We start from the raw sequence: 20,787 nt of genomic DNA on the forward strand, positions 1-20,787 counted from the left end.
TTATTGATTTTCATCTAGTGTTTTTACTCTGTTCTAGTAAAATAGGAGAAAGGTTGTTTTTTTAAAAATTGTCGTTGATGGGGGGAAAGAAAATGGGAAGGTTTTCCAAACAAGAACGAAGTTGGATGTTATATGACTGGGGCAGTTCTGCCTTTTCTGTTATTATTACTACCGCTATATTCCCGATTTATTATAAGGCACAGGCAGCTAGCGCTGGGATTGAGAACGCTAATTCCACGGCATATTTAGGCTATACGATATCCATCTTCACCTTTATATTAGCTATACTCGGTCCTATTCTAGGAACGATTGCAGATTATCAAGGCTATAAAAAAAGATTTTTCTTAAGCTTTTTAGGACTAGGTGTTTTTTCGACCGCATCACTTGTTTTTGTCCCTGAAGGACAATGGATATGGCTTCTTATTTTCTATACACTTGCTTCCATTGGTTCCACAGGTGCCAATATATTCTATGATGCTTTTTTAGTAGATGTGGCGAATAATAAACGTATGAATAAAGTGTCATCACAAGGCTTCGGACTTGGATATATTGGGAGTACTTTTCCCTTCCTTCTTAGCATTTCCATTATCTTACTATCTCAACAAGGCATTATTCCGATTTCCAGTACATTTGCGAGTCGCATTGCCTTTCTCATTACTTGTCTCTGGTGGGCGGTATTTTCTGTACCGATTATTCGCAATGTAGGACAGGTTTACTTTATTCAACGAGATACAAAACCAGTTCTACAAAGCTTCGTTCGATTATTTGAAACCATGAAACATATCAAACAATATAAACATTTAAGTATTTTTTTGATCGCTTACTTTTTCTACATAGATGGAGTAGGAACAATTATTTCGATGTCTACTGCATATGGGACTGATGTAGGGATTAGCTCGACTGTCTTATTAGTCGTACTATTTGTTACCCAGGTGGTTGCAGCACCTTTTGCTATTATTTATGGGCGGCTTGCAGATAAATTCTCTGCTAAGACGATGCTATTTATTGGTTCTTTTATTTATATCATTGTCTGTATCTATGGATATTTTCTAGAGACAGCGATTGATTTCTGGGTACTGGCAATGCTTGTAGCGACCTCTCAAGGTGGTATTCAGGCACTAAGTCGTTCTTACTTTGCTAAACTGATTCCAAAGGAGAAAGCGAACGAGTTTTTTGGCTTTTACAATATTTTTGGAAAATTCGCTTCGATTACAGGACCATTATTGCTAGGTATTACCGCTCAATTAACAGGTCAATCTAATATGGGAATATTAAGCCTGATTGTACTGTTTGTATTAGGGATGATCGTTCTATCCTTTGTTCCTTCTGATAAAAAAATAAAGTAGCTATAGCGAAACCTATCTCAATACGGCATCAATCATATCTCATTTCAGTATTGTTTAGCTGTTTTTGATATAATAGACTTATAACTAATGGTATTAATTCAAAATCAAACCTTACCATTTTGAGAATAAAATTCTGAACTTTCAGGATAATCAAACAAATATTGGTGTCACGCTTATGCTTTATATATATCAAAATTCAAATTAAGGAGAGAACAAATAGACTATGACAAACGCTTATCAAGTCGCACAAAATTATGTGAACGATGTATTTGAAACAGTCAGAAAACGTAATCCTAATGAGAGCGAATTTCATCAGGCTGTCAAAGAAATCTTTGATTCATTAGTACCTGTTTTTGAAAAACAGCCTTTATATATGGAGCAAGGAATTTTGGAAAGAATGGTAGAACCAGAAAGAATTATTTCTTTCCGTGTACCTTGGGTTGATGATAATGGCAAAGTGCAAGTGAATCGTGGTTTCCGTGTTCAATTTAATAGTGCTATTGGCCCTTATAAAGGTGGACTTCGCTTTCACCCATCCGTTAATGCAAGTATTATTAAATTCTTAGGCTTTGAGCAAATTTTTAAAAACTCACTAACTGGGCAACCAATTGGTGGAGGTAAAGGTGGATCAGATTTTGACCCTAAAGGGAAATCTGATGGAGAAATTATGCGCTTCTGCCAAAGCTTCATGAGTGAGCTTTCTAAATATATCGGACCTGATACAGATGTACCAGCTGGTGATATCGGTGTAGGTGCGCGAGAAATTGGTTACTTATTCGGTCAATACAAAAAAATGCGTGGGCAAACAGCAGCAGGTGTCCTTACTGGTAAAGGACTCAATTATGGCGGAAGCTTAGCACGTACAGAAGCTACAGGATATGGTACTGTCTATTTCGTACAAGAAATGTTAAAAGATCAAGGTGATAGCTTCCAAGGAAAAACAGTAGTAGTATCAGGGTCTGGAAACGTGTCCATCTATGCCATAGAAAAGGCTACAGAGCTCGGTGCTAAGGTTGTAGCATGTAGTGACTCTAGTGGTTATATCTATGATAAAAATGGAATTAACCTTGAGACAGTTAAACGTCTTAAAGAAGTAGAGAGAAAACGTATCAAAGAATATGTAAATGAACATCCAGAAGCAGAATATACTGATGGATTCGAAGGAATCTGGTCCATCCCTTGCGATATCGCACTTCCATGTGCAACACAAAACGAATTAAACACGGAGTCTGCGAAGACATTAGTAGAAAATGGTGTCAAGGCTGTTGGAGAAGGGGCTAATATGCCTTCAACGCTTGAAGCAATTGATGTATTCTTAGAAAACAAGGTATTATTTGGACCTGCTAAGGCTGCCAATGCTGGTGGTGTTGCCGTTTCTGCATTAGAGATGGCTCAAAACAGTGCTAGACTTTCTTGGAAATTTGAAGAAGTGGATGAGAAATTGCAGGAAATCATGGAAAATATCTACAAAAACAGTATAACCGCTGCAGAGGAATATGGTCATCCAGGTAACCTAGTAGTCGGAGCAAACATCGCTGGATTCTTAAAAGTAGCAGATGCAATGGTTGCACAAGGTGTCATTTAATAAAAGAAATGGAACAAAAGTATAAAATGAATGATAAACTCTCCCTAAGGTATGTCTACCTTAGGGAGAGTTTTTGTTGTAATACATTAGTATATTTATCGTTCGTCTTATGATTCAACTATTTTAGTTATGCCTTCTTATTTCTATCTTCTTTCCATCAAATTTATTCCAACTCCCATACAGATAACTCCCATTAAGAACAGCGTAGCGAGTGATTGAACATTCTCTGCTAGTGATTGTTGATAGATTGTCACGCCTTTTAATGCATCCATCGCATAAGTAACAGGAATACCTTTAGAAAGAGCTAAAACAAAATGATTCTCCACAATTTCAATCGGCCAATAGGCGCCCCCAAGCATTGCCATACTCACTGCTACAATTGGTACGATAGCGCCTAGCTGGGAGGATTTCCTTACAAAACCGATCAAAAGCATCCCCAATGAGACAATAGCAAATGTGTATAGGGCAACAATGGATAGAATCTCTAGCCAATAAGAACCTATTTCGAAGCCAAACAAGTAGTAAAACATGACAAAAACAATGATTATCTGTGTCATCCCAATGATAAAGGAATAACTTAAATATCCGATGTATATTTGCCATTTTTTAATCGGAGATAAAATAAGGCGATCCCAGCTACCACGTTGTTTTTCTTCTGCTACCTCACTTAAAGTAAAAACAATCGTATAGATGGCAAAGAACAGAGTCATTCCAAATAATGCATGAAGCTTATTATCAAAAACAAAGAAATCTCCATCTGTTTCGCCAACTGAAGCTTTTACAGTTACTGGTGGATTATTCTCTTTATTCTCTACAATCGTCTCAACTTGATTATTACCTGTCTGTTTTATCACTTGATCTATTTGATTGTTTTCCATATATAAATTACTTAAAAATTGATCCACTATAGCTTGATTCGAATCCTTCGTGCCAGTGATAAAGGTGTAGGAGTCAGAGGAGACTCTTAGACCAAAAGAGGCATTGCCTAAAGCAACCTGCTCTTTAATAACCTTTTCCTTAATAGGTTGAAATGTAAAACCATCTAATTCATTTAACTCCTTGATCCAGTCATTTTGAGCTTCTTCACTTATTTCATCAGAAAAACTAGTCGGAATAGGAATCGTGGATTGATCGGTTGATCCCCCGATAAAAAAAATGAATAGCATTGTCATCACAATCATCGATACAATCATTAAAGGCTGCCTTTTAAGACGCTGCCATTGCAGTATAAAAATCGATTTCATGTCACAGTCCTCCTTTTCGGGAAGATAAAAATACTACATAAAAAGATAACGAATGTAAGAATAGTTAAGCGAAGCAGATATGGAAAAATATCATCTAATGCCAGTCCTTGATTTGCGAGCATATATGCTTGCATAACCATGCCATTTGGTGTCCAACTCCCAATTGTTTGAATAATAGGAGGTAGCGTAGTTGTAGGGATAAAGCTTCCACCAAGTAATGCAAGCACACTTGTAATACCTGTAGCAAACATACTTGCTATGACACTTGAACCTGACCTAACGGTGATAGCAGTTAAAATGCCACCAATTGCCCCAATAGCTAATGCATACAAGACTGTGATCAGTCCTATTCTAAGGACTATTTCCCAAGAAAAAGGAAGAAATGATTGTAAAATAAGACTGGATAGGCCAAATAATAAACCTATCTGGATGACTGTTAAGACAACGACCGATAACACCTTGCCTGCTAAATAGTGAAAAGGGTGCTTTCCACTTAAATGAATTCGATCCACTACCTGCTGGTCGGTTTCTGTATAAGCTTTTGAAGCCATGGCAGAGGCAATATAGAAAGCAAACATTACTGCCATACCTATGGTGTAGTATTCCATAGAGGAGATTGGATCTCTATCTGTCACGGTTTCTTCTTTCCTTATATCCTCTAACACAACTGGCTCTAATGCAGCTTTATTTACCCCGTCCACACTGGCTAACGCTGTTTCAAAATTTAGTTTTTGGCTAAATTGTTCTACAATATTTTGAAAAATTGTGCCGATTAAATTGGCATGTTCTCCCTTTATAACCCTCAAGGTTGCCGTCACTTCTTCACCTAAGAAAACATTCTGTAATGTGTGATATGTGAAGTTATCTGGAATAATTAAGATGGAATCCACCTCTTGATCTGCTAATTGTTGCTTGGCATCCGCTTCTGACATTTTTTCTAGTACGATTTGTTCAGATAGATCATTTTCCAAAACCTCAAGTAGTATTGTTTTCGGTGAAAATGATTGCGCAGCTTCCATTAATGGTTGCTTCGCCTCATTAGGCAAAGAGGATTGCTGTAATTCTTGAGAGAATTCGGTGATCCCTTGCTCTGTCTTATCCTCTTCTACAAGTGCAACTTTCATTTCAAAGGCACTTCCATCTCCGCCCATTAATCCTTTTAACGCAAATCCTAAGATCACGATCAAGACAAATGGCATTAATAAAATAGTGATTAATTCGGTTCGATCCCGCCATAATATCTTTAGATCTTTCTTCCAAAAAGTTAACATAAGTGCACCTCCTAATCACGCAAGCTTCGACCAGTTAAGTGTAAAAACACATCTTCTAATGAAGGAATTTGTACGTTCGCACTGAGTATTTGAACATGTTCCTTTTCCGCTAATTGAAAAATCCTTGCAAGATTCCTACTCTTCTTTGGAACGATTAGCTTCATATTACTTTCTGATTCGGTAACATTTAAAATCCAATCTTGTTGTGCTAGCAGTTTCGTGAAGGAGGCATTTGATTGATCAAGGGTAAGGTCAATGGTCTCTTCACTGGACAAAATACTCGTTAACTCCTCTTTCGTTCCTGTCGCAATCACATTGCCATGATCCATTATATAAATTCGATCACAAAGTTTCTCTACCTCCTCCATATAATGAGAAGTATATAGAACAGTCATTCCCTTCTCCTTGTTTAAGGTACGAACCATCTCTAGAATATAATTTCTAGACTGAGGATCAATACCAACCGTTGGCTCATCCATGATAACTATTTCAGGCTCGTGTAATAAGGCTACAGCTATATTGACACGTCGCTGCATCCCGCCAGAGTATTTTTTCACCTGCTCCTTTTGTCTATCTCTAAGCCCAACTAATTCTAGTACTTCCTGTGCTCTTCTTTCCAATTCCTTTCCACTAAGACGATATATCTTCCCGAAAAATTTCACGTTTTCGTAGGCAGATAGCTCCTTATATAAAGCTATTTCTTGAGGAACAACACCTAATATTGGTCGTATGATGTTCGGGTTTTTGATAATATCCTGCCCTTCCCATGTCACTGTCCCTGAGGTTGGTTTGACCAATGTAGCCATCATCGAAATCATGGTGGATTTACCTGCCCCATTTGGCCCTAATAACCCTATAGACTCTCCTTTTTGAAGATATAAATTTGCATCATCAACTGCTACTTGCTTTTTAAACACCTTGCGTAATGATACTGTTTCTAACATGCCAATCCCTCCTATATGTCCTTGACCATATCTCCTATTAATAAGTGTAATAAAAAAAAGACAGTACGAACACTGTCTCTAGTCATTTCTTTTATGACTCCAGTCACTATTTTATACATAGTCATTTTGAATAGCATAAATCGCGAGCTGAGTGCGATCTCTCAGATTTAATTTATGTAGTAATTGACTAATATGATTTTTCACCGTCCCGACGGATAATGCTAGCTCTGTTGCTATTTCTTTATTGTCCTTCCCTTCCCCTAGTAAGTACAAAATATCCTGCTCCCGCCTTGTTAAGCTAGGGTGTTCTTTCTTGACAACAGCAGACTTTTTCTCCAACAGTTGTGGGATTACTTTACTCGCTACCTCCCCTGGTAACTGCAATCCACCCTTCATACAACCCTTGATCGCATGAATTAACCAGCTAGCATCCGCATCCTTTAATAAATATCCATGTACTCCTATTTTCAATGCTTCGACTGCATATGCTTCATCGTTAAAAGTTGTTAACATCATTATTTTCATTTCAGGCCATCTTCCAAGCATTTCTCTTGCGGCCTTTAAACCATCCATTTCCGGCATACGAACATCTAAAATGGCTATATCAAAATATTCTATTTCCCTTAGCTTTAAGGCTTCTTTCCCATTGCCTACTTCTCCAGTCACCTTTAAATCGGGATCTGTTTCGATCATCATTTTGATCCCTTGTCTCACCAATACCTGATCCTCTGCTAATAAGATTTTAATCAATTTTCCTCATCCTTTTGGTTAATCGGGAAGCTTCCCCGAACAATGAATTGACTATCATATGCGAGAACCTCCAAATGACCATTTATTGCTTGAAGTCTTTTTCGCATCGATTTTAGGCCAAATCCTTCTGTTAATTGTATCGGACGGGATAGCGCATTATGAACTTCCAGTCGAAAATGACTATTGCCAGGAGCCTCAAAAATGATCTCTGCTTTCTTTGAATCACTGTGACGCATCACATTGGTTAGTGCTTCTTGAATACACCGATAAACAACACTCGCCTGTGTTGGACTTAAAGATACAGAAAGCGCATTTTGTCTCATAGAAAAGGTAATCGAAAGGAAGTGTTCTGCTTCAATCTTCCGAATTAATTGAATAACGGCAGACATCCCAGTAATCTGTTCATTTTGTAGTGCCTTTACTGCTTGGCGTGTTTCGTTAAGACTTTCCTGCGCTAATGATTTTACCTGTTCCCAATCCTTTGGATCATTTTCGTTTTTAAGGCGAAATGTTTCAATTAACATAAGCAAATTGGTCAAGGAATGACCAGCTCGATCGTGAATCTCTCGACCGATTACTACTCGTTCCTGCTCTCTAATATGCTTTTCCTGTGTGATCGAATTACGTTTTAATTGCCGGTGTGTATGTAATAGAGTCTTATAACGCAGCTCTAATTCTCTTAATCTTGTAGCATTCATTTGATAGATCGATAATCCTATGGCTATTAATACATAGATGTAGCAAAAGATTAAACCATTAAAAAGGCTAAAATACGGATAAGTAAAAATGGTTAACAAAAGAAAAACAAGAATCATAATCGTCCAAAAGTAATGTTTTTGAAAGGTTTCTGCAGCACTTACTAAAACAAGAAGAAATAAAAGGAAAACGAAAGGATTGAGTGTTGAAAAACTAGGTAAAATAAAAGCTATGGTGATAATCACGAGAAAAAGCAGCCATAGAGTAAAATGCATCTTCTGTTTGTATTTTACGACAGAGGTAAAAAATAAAACTCCTAAGCCAAAAGCGGACATCATAAATAGAAAGGCAACACTACCTCCCGCTTGAATTCCCATCCATGTTGTCCCCGTCCAGGTGATAAACCAAATAATAAGCCATGCCCAGTAAAAATAACGCATCTTGATCCTCCATTTTCCTTATACTAACGTCTGTAATTTCTCCGATGGTAGAAGTCTTCCTTTATTATAAACTGGTTGTGAACGAAATGCATCGTTGATTTAGTGAATGATCTGAAAACAGATTACTAGCAACCTCCTTCTTTCTATTTTATACTATTTAGGAAAGCGCTTAAAATATAACAAGGAGTGATCGATATGCAATACCGCCGTTTAGGAAATACTGGATTAAAAGTAAGTGAAATTAGTCTAGGAAGCTGGCTTACATATGGAGGGTATGTTGAAGAAGAGAAAGCAATCGCCTCTATTGATAAAGCCTATGAGCTTGGCATTAACTTTTTTGATACAGCAAATGTCTATATGCGAGGGGATGCAGAAAAGGTCGTCGGTAAAGCATTAAGAAAATACCCGAGGAGCTCCTATGTGCTTGCGACAAAAGTTTTCGGAAAAATGGGAGATGGTCCAAACGACCACGGCTTATCGAGAAAACACATCGTAGAACAATGTGACGCGAGCTTAAAGCGACTTGGACTTGACTATATCGATATCTACTATTGTCACAGATACCACCAAGACACCCCTTTAGAGGAAACATTACGAGCGCTTGATGATTTAATTAGACAAGGAAAAGTTTTATATATCGGTGTTAGTGAATGGTCGGCAGAGCAAATGACAGAAGCTATTCATCTAGCTGACAAAAAATTGCTTGATCGTATTGTCGTCAATCAACCGAATTACAGTATGCTTCAACGCTACATCGAAAAAGAAGTGATCCCTGTAGGTAAAAAGCATGGAATTGGACAGGTTGTCTTCTCTCCACTTGCACAGGGTGTACTAACTGGTAAATATAAAAAAGGACAAGCAATTCCTGAAAACAGTCGGGCAGCTCAAAAGGATATGAATCTATCACGTATTCTAACGGAAGACAATCTAGAGAAAGTAGAAAAATTGAAGGCCATTGCTGCAAATGAAAACCTATCCCTTGCTCAATTAGCCATTGCGTGGATCCTACGTCAAGAAAATGTAGCGAGCGCACTTGTGGGAGCAAGTCGTCCAGAACAAATCGAAGAAAATGCAAAGGCATCTGGCATCACACTTTCCCAAGAGACATTAGCTAAAACAGAGGAAATTCTCGGTTAAGGTGATAAAACGGGCGGTCTAGCTGCCCATTTTCGTCCCATCTATTGGACTATTTGCATATATATAAAAATATATATTAACAATTTTTACAAAAAATCATGTTGACATTTCCTGTTATTCGGTTTATCATTACATTAAATATTCATAAAAGGAATTCTTATCCAGAGAGGTGGAGGGGCAGGCCCAGTGAATCCTCGGCAACAGGTTCTTACAAATGAACACTGTGCCAAATCCTGCGGGACAGCTTTAGGTTGTATCCCGAAAGATAAGAAGTGTAGATTGATTACAAGACTTCTTATCTGAACAGATAAGAAGTTTTTTTGATGAGAAAGACGATTAAAAGGAGGAGAAATATGTCAGAACAAGCAATTACCTATGCTCATTATGAAGAAAGTTTTTGGAATGAGTTCACGCCTGGTGAAGATGACCCGACAAAAGGGGCTGAGCAAATCATTAATTGGGCTTACAAAAGCTATGGAGACTCACTCGTTTATGCTTGTAGCTTTGGGGCAGAAAGTATGGTCCTAATAGACTTAATTGCTAGAGTGAAGCCAGATGCTTCATTAGTTTTTCTCGACACAGGCTTACATTTTCAAGAAACCTATGATCTGATTGATGAAGTGAAAAACAAATATCCTTCCTTACAAATAACGATGAAGCAACCTGAATTAACAGTAGAGGAGCAAGCAGAAAAACATGGATCCGCTCTTTGGAAGAGAAATCCTGATCAATGCTGCTACCTTCGAAAAGTAAAACCATTAGAGGAGGTTCTGAGCGGAGCTGTTGCTTGGATATCCGGACTTAGAAGAGAGCAATCCCTAAGTCGTGCGAAGACTCAATTTGTTAACAAGGATGAAAGATTCCAATCTGTTAAAATATGTCCCCTTATCTATTGGACCTGGGATGATGTTTGGGACTACATCAAAAAACACAACCTCCCATACAACGCTTTACATGATCAGAACTTTCCAAGCATTGGATGTATACCTTGTACCTCCCCTGTCACTAATTCAGACGATGAGCGTGCTGGTAGATGGAGTTCCTTTAACAAAACAGAATGTGGTTTACACACTACAACGACACCATAGAAAATAGATGGTTAAATTTTTATGTCTATAACTAAGTAAAACTATCGGAATAATGAAAATCAAATAATATTCCCATAACATAATATAATGGAGAGGTGATCTTATTGGCCTTACAAGTGGTTAACAGCCCATTTGATGAACGACAAACAGAAATTTTAAATCAATTATTGCCAACCTTAAACGATGCACAGAAAAATTGGCTTGCCGGCTACCTTGCTGCATCTCAATCAGCAGCACCACCTGAAACAACGAAGCAAGTGACTAAAACGAGCGAGACAGCAACAAGAACCATTACTATCTTATATGGATCAGAAACAGGGAACAGTCAAACAATTGCCGAACAGTTGAATGATCAATTAAAGGCATCGGATCGAAAAACCGTGATTTCAAGCATGGATGATTTTAAGGCAAAGAAATTAAAAGAAGTGGAGGATCTCTTAATTGTTACCGCGACACACGGTGAAGGAGATCCACCAGATAATGCGATACAATTCCATGAGTTTTTATTAGGGAGAAAAGCACCTAAGTTAGATAGTGTAAGATTCTCTGTCCTCTCTTTAGGGGATGAATCCTATGAGCATTTCTGCCAAACAGGGAAGGATTTTGACAAACGTTTAGAGGAATTAGGTGCTACACGTATTCACCCACGCGTGGATTGTGATGTCGATTATGAAGAATTAGCCGAGGAATGGATGAATGGTGTATTAAAAGTATTAAACGAGGACAGCCAAACTCAGGCTTCAGAGCAGCAGGTCCCCTCCTCCCCTGCAGAAGCACCAATATACTCCAAGAGTAATCCATACCCAGCAGAGGTCCTAGAAAATATAGACCTAAGTGGAAGAGGCTCGAACAAGGAAACGAGACATATTGAATTGTCATTAGAAAACTCTAACCTAAGCTATGAACCAGGCGATTGTCTAGCTATCTATCCAAAGAACAATCCCGAGCTTGTTCAGGCAGTCATCAATAAACTAGATTGGAATGCAGAACAAACGATACCTATAAACAAGCAAGGGGAAATTCGCTCGATCCAAGAAGCATTAACCTCTATCTTTGAAATTACAAAACTAACAAAAGGAATGCTCGAAAAAGCTGCAGGATTTTTTGATAATGAAAAGCTTACCAAGCTAATAGAGGATAGTGACAAGATGAGGGAATATATACATGGCAGGGACTTACTAGATCTAATCCTTGATTTCACACCGAGCAATTTGGACCCTGCCTCCCTTATGCACTGGTTAAGGAAAATTCCTGCAAGACAATATTCGATCTCAAGCAGTTATAAGGCAAATCCTGATGAAGTTCACTTAACGATTGCTACGGTTCGCTACCACACCTATGGACGTGATCGTCATGGCGTGTGCTCAGGTGAGATTGCAGAGAGAATTCAACCTGGTGATCAATTGAATGTATATGTTCATCGAAATCCGAATTTTAAGTTTCCTTTTGATGATAGCACACCTGTTATTATGATTGGTCCAGGTACAGGAGTTGCTCCATTCAGAGGATATATAGAGGAACGAGAAGAGCTTGAATTAAAGGGGAAAACCTGGCTATTCTTTGGTGATCAACACTTCCGATCAGACTTTTTATACCAGGTCGATTGGCAAAATTGGCTAAAGAATGGCTATCTAAGCAGGATGGATGTTGCTTTTTCAAGAGATTCTGCTGAAAAGATATATGTGCAGCATCGAATGCTAGAAAAAGCAAAAGAATTATTTTCCTGGCTGGAACAAGGTGCACATATATATGTTTGCGGAGATGAAAAACGAATGGCAAAGGATGTGCATCAAACACTCCTAACCATTATTGAACAAGAAGGAAAGCTTAGCTCTACAGAGGCAGAAGCCTTTTTGAATCAATTAAAGCAAGAAAAAAGATACCAACGTGATGTCTATTAACACAGAGGAATCAGGAGTCTAATAAGAAATAGGGAGAGGAGAAGTTTTATGGCAAATCAAGATCAAAAGAAGCTTGATCCAATAGAAAAATTAAAAGAAGATAGTCGATTCCTAAGAGGGACAATAAAAGAAGGCTTAGAAGACCCACTAACTGCCGCTATTTCCGATGATGATACAAAGCTTTTAAAATTCCACGGGAGCTATCAGCAGGATGATCGAGATGTAAGAGATGAAAGAAGAAAACAAAAATTAGAGCCTGCCTATCAATTTATGCTTCGTGTGGCTATTCCTGGGGGTGTCGCTACACCAAAACAATGGCTGGCAGTCGATGATCTTGCCCAAAGATATGGGGATCATTCGATTAAATTAACCACGAGACAGGCATTCCAGCTTCATGGTATTTTGAAATGGAATCTAAAGGACACGATTAAAACCATTAATGAAGAGCTAATGACGACCATTGCAGCCTGTGGTGATGTCAACCGTAATGTGATGTGTAATCCGAACCCATACCAGTCGGAGGTTCATGAACAAATACAAAACTGGGCTCAACGTATTAGTGACTACCTTTCACCTAAAACGGGTGCCTATCATGAGATATGGCTAGATAATGAGAAAATCATCGATTCCAAACAAGAGGAAGAACCGATCTATGGCAAAACCTATCTACCACGAAAATTTAAAATCGGAATTGCCGCACCTCCTTCCAATGATATTGATGTCTTTTCACAGGATCTTGGACTCATTGCGATTATTGAGAACAATGAAGTGATCGGCTTTAACATTACGGTAGGTGGTGGAATGGGCTCTACCCATGGCAATACAAATACTTACCCACAATTAGGAAGAATTGCTGGCTATTGCGCAAAAGAGAATGTAATTGATGTAGCTGAAAAGGTCGTAACAATCCAACGAGATTATGGTAATCGAAGCGACCGTAAAAATGCCCGATTTAAATATACGATTGATCGCTATGGCTTGGATTGGTTTAAAGAAGAACTCGCTAATCGCCTCGGATACGAGCTAGAAGAAGCGAAGCCCTATCACTTTGACCATAATGGAGATCGTTATGGCTGGGTAAAAGGGAAAAACAGATGGCATCTTACCTTATTTATTGAGAATGGGCGTGTGAAGGATACAGAGGATTATAAGTTAATGACAGGACTGCGTGAGATTGCCAATATTCATACCGGAGACTTCCGCCTTACACCAAATCAAAATTTAGTTATTGCCAATGTTACCGCACAGAAAAAGCAAAAAATTCAGGAAATCATCGATGCTTATGGCCTAACAGAGGGAAAGCAATATTCAGGGCTGCGGAAAAATTCGATTGCATGTGTGGCGCTTCCCACTTGTGGCCTAGCAATGGCAGAATCTGAGCGCTACCTCCCTTCTTTAATCGACAAGATTGAAGATATTTTGGAGAAAGAAGGCTTAAAAGAGCAAGAAATCGTAATCCGTATGTCCGGCTGTCCAAACGGATGCGCAAGGCCAGCGCTCGCAGAGATTGCCTTCATCGGCAAAGCACCAGGTAAGTATAATCTTTATTTAGGTGGAAGCTTTATTGGGGACAGACTAAACCAATTATATAAGGAAAATATCGCAGAAGCAGAAATACTAGCAACCCTCCAAGAATTATTTAGAGAATATGCTACAGAAAAGGAAGAAGATGAGTATTTCGGTGACTTCGTTATTCGTAAAGGCTATGTCGATGCTGTTTATGATGGACGAAACTTCCACAAAGAAAAGAAAGGAGTCTTATAATGACCGTATTAAAAGAAGAAGCAAAGCAAACAATAGCCGCTCACGGCGGGAAATTAGTTAACAGAGAACTAAAAGGGGCGGAACGAGAAAAAGCAATAGAAAGAGCGCAAGATTATCCATCACTTACTATCAATAAATGGGGCGTATCTGATTTAGAATTAATTTCGATTGGTGGCTTTAGTCCACTCACGGGCTTTTTGGGAGAGAATGATTATCTCGAGGTCGTAGACAATTTACACCTTGCTGATGGTACTGTCTGGAGTATTCCGATTACACTTGCCGTTACAGAAGAAGAGGTCGATAAACTAACGATTGGAAAGCCTGTTGCCCTATATGGTGAAGACGGTGTATTATACGGTATTCTCGATTTGGAGGAAGCCTATCGCTATGACAAAAAGAAAGAAGCTCAAAAGGTGTATGGTACAACAGATGATTCCCATCCTGGCGTCAAAAAGCTTTATGAAAAAGGCGACATTTACTTAGCTGGGCCGATTCATTTAGTGAATCGGCCAGAGCACGAAGGATTTGAGGACTTTTATTTAGATCCTATTGAAACTCGCCAGCTCTTCCAGGATCTTGGCTGGAAAACAGTTGTCGGCTTCCAAACGAGAAATCCTGTCCACCGTGCTCATGAATATATCCAAAAATGTGCATTGGAGTCTGTCGATGGTCTTTTGTTAAATCCATTAGTGGGGGAGACAAAGGCTGATGATATCCCTGCAGATATTCGAATGGAAAGCTATCAAGCGATATTAAAACACTATTATCCTAAGAATCGTACGAGACTAGTTATTTATCCAGCAGCTATGCGTTATGCTGGTCCAAGAGAAGCGATTTTACATGCTACTGTTCGTAAAAATTATGGCTGTACGCACTTCATCGTCGGGCGTGATCATGCAGGAGTTGGTGATTTCTACGGAACCTATGAGGCACAAGAGTTAATTGCTCAATATGAGGAAGAATTAGGTATTCACATTTTCAAATTTGAGCATGCCTTCTTCTGTACAAAATGTGAGAACATGGCCACCCAAAAAACCTGTCCTCATAATAAAGAAGATCATGTTCATCTAAGTGGTACAAAGGTAAGAGAAAAGCTACGTAATGGTGAGCCTCTACCTCGACAATTCTCTCGTCCTGAGGTAGCAGAAATATTAATTAAAGGGCTGCAGAGAGGGGCTAAAGCATGACAAAGGCAACCAATATTGTGTGGCATGAATCGGCGATTACGAAAGAGGATCGCTTAAAGCTAAATGACCACCAAAGTCCAGTGCTTTGGTTTACAGGTCTATCTGGATCAGGAAAATCAACGATCACTGTAGCGTTAGAAAAGGCACTATATGAAAAGGGAATTCGCACATACCGCTTGGATGGTGACAACATTCGTCATGGGTTAAATAATAACCTAGGGTTTAGTCCAGAAGATCGCAAAGAGAATATCCGTCGTATCGGAGAGGTCTCCAAATTAATGAGTGATGCAGGTCTGATTACACTAACCGCCTTTATTTCTCCTTATCGAGAAGATCGAGATAATGTGCGACAACTATTAGCTAAAGGAGATTTTATCGAGGTCTATATCAAATGCAGCTTAGAAAGCTGTGAAGCTAGAGACCCTAAAGGGCTTTACCAAAAAGCGCGTTCAGGTGAAATTAAACAGTTTACTGGTATCGATGCACCTTATGAAGAGCCCTTGCATCCAGAGCTAGTCGTGAATACAGAACAAAACTCCATTGAGGAGTCGGTAGATATAATCCTTGCATATTTACGAACCAATCAATATATCTAAGCTGAATCGGTTGAAGTTAGAGCAACTAGCTTCAATCGATTTTTTTATCCGTTAAGGGCGAATTATATTCCAGTAAATAATTGGGCAAAATAAGGATATGGAGTGACTTCCATTAGAGGAGTTCATTTTATCACAAGAATGTTCACTATTGTTCATAAGGCAATTTTCATGAGGGGAATACATATATGGATCGCATTACAAATATTCAGCTTTTCACATTAATCGTTATATTCGAAGTAGGTAGTACTACTCTATTCGCAATAGGAATTGGGGCAAGACAAGATGCGTGGATCGTAATAGTGGTAGCGTATCTACTGAGTCTAGCACTAATTTGGTGTTATACTCAATTTCCGAAAATGTATCCACAAAAGGACTTTGCCTTTATTTTAGACGATTTGTTCGGGAAAATGTTAGCAAGACCGTTACTTTTTCTTTTTGGGCTATATTTTCTCCATCAAGCATTACATAATTTTTATGAATTTGGTAGTTTAATTAAAATGACTGCCCTTCCGTTTACCCCTCTAGCAGTAATTTTATATATATTTGTCTTCGTCATTATGTATATTTTGATGCTAGGAATGGAAGTACTTGTTCGTTCTATTGAAATCGTATTTTTGTATTTCATTATCTTTCTTATATTAATCTTTGTTCTCAATTTTGTAGCAGAAGAATTCGATCTTATTAATCTTTTACCTATTTTAGACAAAGGGTTTGGTTCGATTTTAAAAGAGGTTCCTTCTGTTCTTGGATTTCCTTTCGGAGAAGTAGTGGTTGTATTAGTATTTTGGCACTTTGTTCAACAGCAGAAATCGATTCGAAAAACGACCTATATTGCCGTAACCTTTTCTACTTTAATATTAATCACTTCTGTGATTGTCATGATTTCTGTTTTAGGTCCAGACCTAGCAACACATATGGAAATTCCGTTATTAGAGACATTGCTCTCTATCCATATTGGTATGATTTTTACAAATTTAGATAGTATGGGTGTATTTATTATGTTTGTCGGTGGATTTTACAAAACTGCCATTCACTTTTTCGCCTTTTCTATTGTGATGACATGGATGGTCGGCAAGCGAAAGCCAAATTGGGTGATCGCTATCTTTGGCCTACTTCTGCCAATATTGGCCCTATTTCAATTTGAAAGTCTTGAACACCAAAGATGGAAGGGGATGGAGGCAGGAGTATACAATATTGTTGTATACTCCTTGATTCCTGTATTTTTACTCATTCTCGCATTTGTAAAAAAATGGAGTGAAAGGAAAGGGAAGAAGAAATGAAATCTGAAATCACGAAAATTATCGATGTTCTAAAAGAAGACTACTTCTTAGCCTTTATTATGATTAGTGGTCTCATATATATTATGGTAATCTGCCTATTCACTTTATTTTATTTGGTAAAAGGGTTATTTAAATAATTATTGTTCACCAGGTGCCAATTCCCCTTTAATTAAACCAGCATTCTTAATCGTTACATTAACTTTTACTTCTACCTTTGTATTAGGGTAATTCTCTTGCCAGTTTTCTTTTATTTTGTGCCAAACCTTTGGATTCTTTTTATGAATGGTTTCCCCGAAGCCTAAGATATCTGATCTTAATTCTGTTTGAGTTTTTTCTACTAACCGCATGATATCCTCTTCAACTTGTTTCTCCGTTGTTTCCTTCACTTTATTGACATATTCGACGACCTCTTGATTACTAGTAAATTTTCTATTGGCTACTTGTTCTACTAATTGGGTTTCCTGATTTAACTCGATGGTAAAGGTAATGGGCTCCTCTCCTTTTATTGTAGGAATGATCTTTGCTTTTTTAGAAATTAAGCGAAGGGAAATGATCGAACCATCGTCCATTGGGACCTTAAATGTACCCTGTGATTTGTTCGTTGATTCTGTTCGTACCCAATTATATGCCATCGCTTCTGTTTCGTTAAGAAATCCAACAAAGCTATCCTGTTGAAACACAGCACCTCCAGTCAATTTAATCGATTCCTCTTCCAATTCTTCGGCTTTATCAAAGCTTAATACACCTAATACTGGATCAATCCCTTCCTTTAGTGATTTTTTATAAAAGTTTAATAAGTTGTGGGTAACAGCATCAGTTTTTGCGCTAATAAAAAGACTATTTAAAAAATTAGCTGGTACAGAGGCAATCGATTTCACCTTTTTTTCAAGGAAGGTTCTGGCCATTGTGCCCTTTGCTACTGCAACCCATACATAACTACGTACCCTTTTGTCTCTTTGAAACGTTTCAAATAAATTTAATAACCCGTCCTTGGCGACCTCTTCGCTAACGATGACGACTTTATTATGGGCATAAAATCCATTACGCCCTACATTTTGATCTGCCTTGCGAATTAACTCGGAGACTGTAGTTCCTTTCGAAGTAATAACAATAAACGGCTCTACTGGCGATGGAGCAACAGCACTTAATGCAGCAGGCCTTAGATATTGAGCACTTAGAATATATTCACCTGTTTCTGGATTTTTATCTATCGCAAGGGCCGTAATAATCCCGACTTCCGTTAGCTCTAAACGATCCCAGCAACCTGTTAATAGCAATAGAGATAAGAACACAGCAACTATTTTAACTGATCGTTTACGTATAAAAAGATGACCGCTTTTCATCATCTATACACATCTCCCTTAGAACCCGTATTCTTTGTTGTTGATTTCGGCTTATTTTTCATAAACTGGATTGGTAATCGGAAAGGGAAATCCTTCCACTCTTTCAGAATAATAGGTCCATATGGTGTTAAATACGGTATTCCAAAAGAGCGCAAGGAACAGACATGGGTGATCACGATAAGAGAACCCATAAGTAGACCATACAGACCAAAGGTTCCAGCTAATAATAAGAGAAAATACCGAATCAAGATAGAGACACCATTATAGACCGTAACCACAAATCCCGTAATGGCTGTGAGTGCGACAACGATAACCATTGGTGCCCCAACTAATCCTGCTTGAACGGTTGCCTCCCCAATTACTAAGGCACCCACAATACTAATCGCGGAACCAACAGGTCGTGGCATTCGCACACCCGCTTCTCTTAATAACTGAAAAACAATCAGCATTAATATTGCCTCAAGCATAATTGGAAAGGGAACCTTCTCCTCTGCTGCTGCCATTGTTGTTAATAATAAGGTTGGCACCATTTCCTGATGGAAGGTGGAGGCCGCAACAAATAAAGGGGCTGTATATATCGTCAAAAACAGGGAGATTATACGAATAAAGCGAATAAAAGTAGTAAACAAGTAGTTATTATAATAATCCTCCGGTACTTGTAATGCTTCAATGAATAAAAAAGGAACTGTCAGAACAAAAGGAGTGCCGTCACATAGAATCGCTACTCTACCCTCCAATAGCTTGGCTGCCACCTTATCTGGTTTCTCACTATTTCCTACTGTGGGAAATGGTGAGAATTTATGATCTCGGATAAATTGTTCAATATAACCTGATTCTAAGATAGAGTCCGACTGGATAGCTTTCAGCCTTTTCTTTACTTCCTTTACGATATCATCTTTGGCAATTCCATCGACATATCCAATTCTAACAGTGGTTTGTGTTAGTTCACCTATCTGCATATCTTCAAATCTTAAATTTGGATTTTTGATAATCCGTCTAAGCATGGAGGTATTCGTTTTTAAGACTTCATTAAATCCTTCTCTCGGACCCCTTACGGTAGACTCTGTATCTGGTTCTTCTATCCCTCTGGACTCATATCGAATCGTATTCACCACTAATGCAACAGTAGAACCCTCTACCATTATCACTGTCTTCCCTACTAAAATACCCTTTACCATATCCTTAAGATTTGTAACTTCTTTTACATCCAGGTTATGCACAATACGATTTTGGATAAAGGGAATTACCTCAGCTTTTGGTGATTCTGAATGACTAGACTCCTCTAATATTGGCTCCATAATACTTTTATTAATACTTTCTGCATTAATTAACCCCTCCAAATAGCATAGAAGTACTTTTTTCTGCTCTTGAAGCGGTAGGTTGAATTCTCGATATTTAATGTCTGTACTTTGATGAAATATTTGCTGTAAGGCAGCTTTATTATCCGATATATTTCCATGGATATTTCCTTTTATTTGTTCGATTTCTGTTTTTGGACTCTTTTCACTTTTCTTTCCAAACCATAATTTTCGTTTCCTATTCATCTGACAGCCCTCTCTAAAAGAAATAATATTTTTTAGTATGGGTGAAAGCTTGAAAATTCATGCACTAGGAAGGAAAATCGGAGTATTTCATGGTAAAAGAAATAAGAGTCTTTCAAACAAAAAAACCTGTACCAAAGGTTTTCTTTCTGGACAGGTTTATGCGTCTATTGGCTGAAGTGGAGGGTTTATGATCAAGTGAAAAAGACGGTGATTCTTCCAATATTGTCTACTATTTAGTTGACTCCTTCTAGAATAGCTAAAATGTCCTCTTTCGTATCAGCATGGATCAATTTTTGAATATTTTCTTCCTCTGCACAAACTAATGCAATCTTGGATAGGATCTCTAAGTGCTCCTCCCCTTTTCCAGCGATTCCGATCAAGATATGGACATGTTCTCCATTAAAATCAACCCCATCAGGCACAGTGACCACAGATAGACCCGTGTGAAGGACCGCATCCTTCGCATCATCAGTTCCATGTGGAATGGCTACATTATTTCCGATATAAGTGGAGGTTAGCTTTTCACGTTCTAACATTTTATCAACATAGGATTCCTCTACATATCCATTTTTCTTCAAAATATTCCCTGTCAAGCGAATTGCTTCTTCCTTATCGTTTAATACTGCCCCTAACATCATATTATCTTTTGTTAAAATATCCTTTGTCATTTA

At 38.2% G+C, this 20,787-nt stretch carries 17 protein-coding genes and 1 riboswitch; of the genes, 9 read left to right on the top strand and 8 right to left on the bottom strand.

The genetic code is table 11. The features are described 5' to 3' along the window. The first annotated feature begins 92 nt into the window (after nt 1-92). Nucleotides 93-1,346, top strand: a complete 1,254-nt coding sequence (locus tag DLJ74_RS01925) for an MFS transporter (protein ID WP_109983126.1) — start codon at nt 93-95, stop codon at nt 1,344-1,346. A gap of 223 nt (nt 1,347-1,569) precedes the next feature. After that, the gene (gene gdhA / locus DLJ74_RS01930) at nt 1,570-2,931 is read left to right on the top strand and encodes an NADP-specific glutamate dehydrogenase (RefSeq protein ID WP_109983127.1); all 1,362 of its coding nucleotides are present in this window, start codon (nt 1,570-1,572) and stop codon (nt 2,929-2,931) included. Nucleotides 2,932-3,074: 143 nt separating this feature from the next. Here the strand turns inward: gdhA and DLJ74_RS01935 are convergent, their stop codons facing one another. From DLJ74_RS01935 to DLJ74_RS01955, 5 genes are all read right to left on the bottom strand, one after another. Continuing rightward, nucleotides 3,075-4,175 carry an ABC transporter permease gene (locus DLJ74_RS01935; protein WP_109983128.1) on the bottom strand — a complete coding sequence of 367 codons (1,101 nt, stop codon included), beginning with the start codon at nt 4,173-4,175 and terminating at the stop codon, nt 3,075-3,077. Next, nucleotides 4,172-5,446 carry an ABC transporter permease gene (locus DLJ74_RS01940; RefSeq protein ID WP_109983129.1) on the bottom strand — a complete coding sequence of 425 codons (1,275 nt, stop codon included), beginning with the start codon at nt 5,444-5,446 and terminating at the stop codon, nt 4,172-4,174. The genes DLJ74_RS01935 and DLJ74_RS01940 overlap by 4 nt, the downstream gene beginning before the upstream one ends. An 11-nt stretch (nt 5,447-5,457) precedes the next feature. Next, on the bottom strand, nt 5,458-6,390 hold the full coding sequence (locus DLJ74_RS01945; RefSeq protein ID WP_109983130.1) for an ABC transporter ATP-binding protein: 933 nt from the start codon (nt 6,388-6,390) through the stop codon (nt 5,458-5,460). Between the two features lie 111 nt (nt 6,391-6,501). Next, nucleotides 6,502-7,140 (bottom strand): response regulator, encoded by a 639-nt coding sequence (locus DLJ74_RS01950; RefSeq protein WP_109983131.1) that lies wholly within the window; start codon nt 7,138-7,140, stop codon nt 6,502-6,504. Further along, nucleotides 7,137-8,276, bottom strand: a complete 1,140-nt coding sequence (locus tag DLJ74_RS01955; protein WP_109983132.1) for a sensor histidine kinase — start codon at nt 8,274-8,276, stop codon at nt 7,137-7,139. Before DLJ74_RS01955 ends, DLJ74_RS01950 begins: the two co-directional genes overlap by 4 nt. A gap of 195 nt (nt 8,277-8,471) precedes the next feature. Between DLJ74_RS01955 and DLJ74_RS01960 the strand changes: the two genes are divergently transcribed. The 7 genes from DLJ74_RS01960 to DLJ74_RS01990 all read left to right on the top strand — a co-directional run bounded on the left by DLJ74_RS01960 (nt 8,472) and on the right by DLJ74_RS01990 (nt 17,229). Then, entirely contained in the window at nt 8,472-9,413 is a 942-nt protein-coding gene (locus tag DLJ74_RS01960; RefSeq protein ID WP_109983133.1) for an aldo/keto reductase family protein, read from the top strand. A 154-nt stretch (nt 9,414-9,567) separates the two neighbouring features. Continuing rightward, nucleotides 9,568-9,685, top strand: a riboswitch (SAM riboswitch). 81 nt (nt 9,686-9,766) lie between these two features. Further along, nucleotides 9,767-10,501, top strand: coding sequence for a phosphoadenylyl-sulfate reductase (locus DLJ74_RS01965; RefSeq protein ID WP_109983134.1), 735 nt, complete (start codon nt 9,767-9,769; stop codon nt 10,499-10,501). A gap of 104 nt (nt 10,502-10,605) precedes the next feature. Continuing rightward, on the top strand, nt 10,606-12,402 hold the full coding sequence (locus tag DLJ74_RS01970; RefSeq protein ID WP_109983135.1) for an assimilatory sulfite reductase (NADPH) flavoprotein subunit: 1,797 nt from the start codon (nt 10,606-10,608) through the stop codon (nt 12,400-12,402). A 48-nt stretch (nt 12,403-12,450) separates the two neighbouring features. After that, entirely contained in the window at nt 12,451-14,166 is a 1,716-nt protein-coding gene (gene cysI, locus DLJ74_RS01975) for an assimilatory sulfite reductase (NADPH) hemoprotein subunit (protein WP_109983136.1), read from the top strand. Then, nucleotides 14,166-15,353, top strand: a complete 1,188-nt coding sequence (gene sat, locus DLJ74_RS01980; protein WP_109983137.1) for a sulfate adenylyltransferase — start codon at nt 14,166-14,168, stop codon at nt 15,351-15,353. Before cysI ends, sat begins: the two co-directional genes overlap by 1 nt. Then, complete coding sequence (gene cysC, locus DLJ74_RS01985) at nt 15,350-15,949, top strand: adenylyl-sulfate kinase (RefSeq protein WP_054788284.1); 600 nt, start codon at nt 15,350-15,352, stop codon at nt 15,947-15,949. Before sat ends, cysC begins: the two co-directional genes overlap by 4 nt. Nucleotides 15,950-16,134: 185 nt before the next feature. Next, nucleotides 16,135-17,229 (top strand): GerAB/ArcD/ProY family transporter, encoded by a 1,095-nt coding sequence (locus DLJ74_RS01990; protein WP_109983138.1) that lies wholly within the window; start codon nt 16,135-16,137, stop codon nt 17,227-17,229. Nucleotides 17,230-17,366: 137 nt separating this feature from the next. On the opposite strand, the gene DLJ74_RS01995 is transcribed toward DLJ74_RS01990, so the two are convergent. The 3 genes from DLJ74_RS01995 to DLJ74_RS02005 all read right to left on the bottom strand — a co-directional run bounded on the left by DLJ74_RS01995 (nt 17,367) and on the right by DLJ74_RS02005 (nt 20,784). Further along, on the bottom strand, nt 17,367-18,575 hold the full coding sequence (locus tag DLJ74_RS01995) for a Ger(x)C family spore germination protein (RefSeq protein WP_109983139.1): 1,209 nt from the start codon (nt 18,573-18,575) through the stop codon (nt 17,367-17,369). Beyond that, complete coding sequence (locus DLJ74_RS02000) at nt 18,572-20,116, bottom strand: spore germination protein (protein ID WP_109983140.1); 1,545 nt, start codon at nt 20,114-20,116, stop codon at nt 18,572-18,574. The genes DLJ74_RS01995 and DLJ74_RS02000 overlap by 4 nt, the downstream gene beginning before the upstream one ends. A gap of 233 nt (nt 20,117-20,349) precedes the next feature. Next, nucleotides 20,350-20,784, bottom strand: coding sequence for a PTS mannitol transporter subunit IIA (locus DLJ74_RS02005; RefSeq protein ID WP_109983141.1), 435 nt, complete (start codon nt 20,782-20,784; stop codon nt 20,350-20,352). Nucleotides 20,785-20,787: the final 3 nt, after the last annotated feature.

The organism is Gracilibacillus dipsosauri, assembly GCF_003176895.1.
Taxonomy (GTDB): Bacteria; Bacillota; Bacilli; order Bacillales; family Amphibacillaceae; genus Gracilibacillus; species Gracilibacillus dipsosauri.

What these genes read in the sequence shown, in the direction of transcription:
- DLJ74_RS01925 (WP_109983126.1), top strand. Translation starts at nt 93, where the DNA reads ATGGGAAGGTTTTCCAAACAAGAACGAAGTTGGATGTTATATGACTGG.
- cysC (WP_054788284.1), top strand. Translation starts at nt 15,350, where the DNA reads ATGACAAAGGCAACCAATATTGTGTGGCATGAATCGGCGATTACGAAA.
- DLJ74_RS01990 (WP_109983138.1), top strand. Translation starts at nt 16,135, where the DNA reads ATGGATCGCATTACAAATATTCAGCTTTTCACATTAATCGTTATATTC.
- DLJ74_RS01940 (WP_109983129.1), bottom strand. Translation starts at nt 5,446, where the DNA reads ATGTTAACTTTTTGGAAGAAAGATCTAAAGATATTATGGCGGGATCGA.
- cysI (WP_109983136.1), top strand. Translation starts at nt 12,451, where the DNA reads ATGGCAAATCAAGATCAAAAGAAGCTTGATCCAATAGAAAAATTAAAA.
- sat (WP_109983137.1), top strand. Translation starts at nt 14,166, where the DNA reads ATGACCGTATTAAAAGAAGAAGCAAAGCAAACAATAGCCGCTCACGGC.
- DLJ74_RS01960 (WP_109983133.1), top strand. Translation starts at nt 8,472, where the DNA reads ATGCAATACCGCCGTTTAGGAAATACTGGATTAAAAGTAAGTGAAATT.
- DLJ74_RS02005 (WP_109983141.1), bottom strand. Translation starts at nt 20,784, where the DNA reads ATGACAAAGGATATTTTAACAAAAGATAATATGATGTTAGGGGCAGTA.
- DLJ74_RS01955 (WP_109983132.1), bottom strand. Translation starts at nt 8,276, where the DNA reads ATGCGTTATTTTTACTGGGCATGGCTTATTATTTGGTTTATCACCTGG.
- gdhA (WP_109983127.1), top strand. Translation starts at nt 1,570, where the DNA reads ATGACAAACGCTTATCAAGTCGCACAAAATTATGTGAACGATGTATTT.
- DLJ74_RS01965 (WP_109983134.1), top strand. Translation starts at nt 9,767, where the DNA reads ATGTCAGAACAAGCAATTACCTATGCTCATTATGAAGAAAGTTTTTGG.
- DLJ74_RS01995 (WP_109983139.1), bottom strand. Translation starts at nt 18,575, where the DNA reads ATGATGAAAAGCGGTCATCTTTTTATACGTAAACGATCAGTTAAAATA.
- DLJ74_RS02000 (WP_109983140.1), bottom strand. Translation starts at nt 20,116, where the DNA reads ATGAATAGGAAACGAAAATTATGGTTTGGAAAGAAAAGTGAAAAGAGT.
- DLJ74_RS01945 (WP_109983130.1), bottom strand. Translation starts at nt 6,390, where the DNA reads ATGTTAGAAACAGTATCATTACGCAAGGTGTTTAAAAAGCAAGTAGCA.
- DLJ74_RS01935 (WP_109983128.1), bottom strand. Translation starts at nt 4,175, where the DNA reads ATGAAATCGATTTTTATACTGCAATGGCAGCGTCTTAAAAGGCAGCCT.